General features: G+C 34.5%; 4 protein-coding genes. 2 read left to right on the top strand and 2 right to left on the bottom strand.

Going from position 1 to position 3,075, the window contains the following annotated elements:
• Positions 1 to 254: 254 nt before the first annotated feature.
• Positions 255 to 599 (bottom strand): YlbF family regulator, encoded by a 345-nt coding sequence (locus ACIQXF_RS16355; RefSeq protein ID WP_402784644.1) that lies wholly within the window; start codon positions 597 to 599, stop codon positions 255 to 257.
• A 17-nt stretch (positions 600 to 616) separates the two neighbouring features.
• The gene (locus tag ACIQXF_RS16350) at positions 617 to 1,759 is read right to left on the bottom strand and encodes a DUF445 domain-containing protein (protein ID WP_402784641.1); all 1,143 of its coding nucleotides are present in this window, start codon (positions 1,757 to 1,759) and stop codon (positions 617 to 619) included.
• A 244-nt stretch (positions 1,760 to 2,003) separates the two neighbouring features.
• Here ACIQXF_RS16350 and ACIQXF_RS16345 point away from each other — a divergent pair, with 244 nt between their 5' ends.
• Both ACIQXF_RS16345 and ACIQXF_RS16340 read left to right on the top strand, forming a co-directional pair.
• Positions 2,004 to 2,207 carry a YheE family protein gene (locus tag ACIQXF_RS16345; protein WP_402784638.1) on the top strand — a complete coding sequence of 68 codons (204 nt, stop codon included), beginning with the start codon at positions 2,004 to 2,006 and terminating at the stop codon, positions 2,205 to 2,207.
• Positions 2,208 to 2,379: 172 nt separating this feature from the next.
• Positions 2,380 to 2,796, top strand: a complete 417-nt coding sequence (locus ACIQXF_RS16340) for a hypothetical protein (RefSeq protein ID WP_402784635.1) — start codon at positions 2,380 to 2,382, stop codon at positions 2,794 to 2,796.
• Positions 2,797 to 3,075: the final 279 nt, after the last annotated feature.

Here is a 3,075-nt window from a genome sequence, read left to right as displayed (position 1 = left end):
CTTCCCACCTAACTTCTTTGCTTACGCTGAATTTTGAGTCTTGTACCTGACTCTTCGCTTCGATACAGATAAATTACTGCCCGTTAATGCGGGATAAAGTGAAAACGTGCCCAGAATTGCTGAGACACGTTTTTCTACTTACCTGTTATATGTGCAAATATTAGTTTATTTATTCCTACAGAAGTTTCTGCCCAGAATCTTCAAAATGATTCTTAATATAACCGGCAGAATCCGGGATTTACCTTAAAAAGCTGTTAAATCCCTTCATACAATGTTTGTATAGGTTTTACTAAAATGCGGTTTACTTCTTCAATTACCTTACTTAAATTCATTTCCGCCCCAAGCATTGCTGAAATTTTTTCATTTTGTTGTGCAAGCTGTGCTGCCTTTTGTGCATAGACAAGCTCATCTTCCAGTAATTCTTCACCAGCTAATTGCTTTCTTTGCAATTCTATTTGGACATTACGGAAGTTTTTGAATAGATTTAATGCCTCTTCATCTTCCTTAACAGCTGCAACTGCTTTTTTCAACGCTTCGTATTCCGGTGTTTTACGGAAAGTTGCCTCAAGTGCATTAATTTCATTGTAAATATTAATCATAAACATATTTCTCCTTTTTAAATAAAATAGACGATTAATCCTTGCACAATCCCAATCAATCCACCAAGGAATGCACCAAGGACTGTAATCATTTTAAACTCACGCTTTGAAATACCTAGTACAAGCTCTTCTAATTTCTCCACAGGGAAAGAATCAACTTGCTCACGTACTACTTCCTGTAAATTTAATCGCTTCAATACATCTTCTAGTTTGTCTTCAGCTTTTACAAAAGCTTTTTCGATCACTTGTGGGATTACTGTTTCCTTCATCCACGAGCTACCTTCTGGCCAATAATGCGAAATAGGATGATTCAAGCGCTCTTCAACTGCCAATTGCTCTTTAACGTATGTTTGTAATTTCGATAATATTGGTTCAAAACGAATATCCTGTAAGAAATCCATCGCTGGGCGATCTTTTAATTTCTCCCATTCCTGAGTAAAAATTTTCGTAAGTAATGATGATGTTCCTTGCGCCTGTAATAATTTCACAAGCTCACGCTGAACCTTTGCCACAAGCGAAGATGAATCACCTAAAAACATATTAATCATTCCACCAAGTGATCCTTTGGAAGACAAGAAATCATCAATCATCGCTTTTATCGTTAGTTCTCCCTCAGGTGATAAAAAATAATCCTCACCCTTTTTTAAAATATGAGCAACTGCTTCAGGAATCTTTGCATCAATGGTATTTTGAATATCTGCTGATAATAATGTACGAATTGATTTCGTTGATAGTGTATTCTTAACAGATTCAAATTGTCCCTCAACAATGGCTTCAACCTTTTGTTCAATTGTTGCTGGCATGTTGGAAAACCCAGCTAATGTTAGCCAATCCTGAATTGTTTTATCATTTGTAAAGATCGTTTCTTCTACCTTTGTTTGTACAAACTGTTCAACCTTGTCTTGAATATCCTTTGAGAAAAATTTCTTTCTAAAAGTTTCAGGTGTTAATAAATAATTCACAACGGTTAGTCCAAGTTGCTTTGCTAACTCGTCACGTCGTTTTGGAATAAGACCTGGTGTAAATGGTACTCGCCAATTTTTAATATAAATAGCTTGATGTGGGCGAAAAAGCATTTTAATGGCTAGATGATTTGTTACACCACCGATTGCAGCTCCAATGACTGCCATAAAAAATAATGTCCCTAAAAGATTGTCCATTAGCATCCTCTCATTTCAATGAATTCATCGTTGGCGTATTTTGTCGCCTTTTGCACTCATTATAGCAGAGCAATGATTTTTGAAGAAAGGAATACCCTCTATAATTAACTATTTTTATCCATCTTCATTAAATTAAAGATGCTAATCTCCGCTACTCACAAAGTGCTCGTAAAGTGAATAGTTGCAAAATTACCATTATCCTTCAATAATATTAACTACATACTTAAAGAAATGGGGTTTGGTTATGATTCAGCATTTCAGCTTTAAGCCTTTATTCGAAAATTCTCAGCTTCCAGGCTGGTCTATTTCATTCTTCTATCAACGTGAACGCTATACAGCAGATTATTTAAAAGATGGGGTTATACATTGGACGGGACCTATCCCTCCAAATGAATTGAATGTTAAAAAAATGATTCATGAACTCATGTTGTACCATGTTTACGACTAATAAAAGAAGCATTTTTTTGTGCTCGTAACGCATAAATATACCCATTTTTCACTATTATTTACACGGCTATTATCTTAATATTGTTTAAGTATATTGAAATTCCTGTATTTTTCTTATACATTTATGTTATCAAGTTTATTTTAAATGTTTTTTTATGCAGGAGGCTATTTCAATGAATAAAGTCACACTTTCTGATGACTTAAACAGTTATAATACTAAAGCATTAATTCGTACAAAAGTAAAAGAAGTTTTTTCTGAATTTTCCGCTAAAGTTTTCGAGTTAGCTAATGAAGCTGGCACTATTGATAGTAAAAAATTTGAGACGCTTTCTGGCTTTAAAAGTGACTTTTATAATGAATACTGTAATCAATTAAAGGCATTTTTCGACACATCTACTAACACTTTCGGAAAAAGATCCGTAAAAAATATGTACTTAACGTATAACGGTGAAAATTATGTTTTAACACAACAAGGTATTACAGAAAAAGCACCTGTTACAATCTCACTCTTTACAGGTGAAATTCCTTTAAAAGAGACACTGCATGATGTCGAAAAAGCGTGCTTAAAATTACGTTTCCAACAAGAATAAAGCGAAACTTAATCAGTGGGTTTGAGTTTACTTCAACCCCACTGATTATTGTAGAGGAACACAAGTTAAGTACTCCGCATCCTGCGGAAACGCTTGTGTGACCAACATCGTGTTAGCCTCAATCGAGCTTTTAAGGGAAGTTAATCGACCCTTCTCTAAAAGCAAAAGGAGCCATCTCGTATACTAAAATGTACCCTATAAGATAGACACTTAAAAAAAGTCTCTCTTACAGGGTACTTTTATTTATAATGAACATAACAACTAGATGGAGCAGAACTT

Source organism: Lysinibacillus sp. NPDC097231 (genome assembly GCF_044761885.1).
Taxonomy (GTDB): Bacteria; Bacillota; Bacilli; order Bacillales_A; family Planococcaceae; genus Lysinibacillus.
The sequence above is the reverse complement of the archived record's forward strand: the minus strand, read 5'-3'. Positions and strand labels throughout refer to the sequence as shown.

What these genes read in the sequence shown, in the direction of transcription:
- ACIQXF_RS16340 (WP_402784635.1), top strand. Translation starts at nt 2,380, where the DNA reads ATGAATAAAGTCACACTTTCTGATGACTTAAACAGTTATAATACTAAA.
- ACIQXF_RS16350 (WP_402784641.1), bottom strand. Translation starts at nt 1,759, where the DNA reads ATGGACAATCTTTTAGGGACATTATTTTTTATGGCAGTCATTGGAGCT.
- ACIQXF_RS16355 (WP_402784644.1), bottom strand. Translation starts at nt 599, where the DNA reads ATGATTAATATTTACAATGAAATTAATGCACTTGAGGCAACTTTCCGT.
- ACIQXF_RS16345 (WP_402784638.1), top strand. Translation starts at nt 2,004, where the DNA reads ATGATTCAGCATTTCAGCTTTAAGCCTTTATTCGAAAATTCTCAGCTT.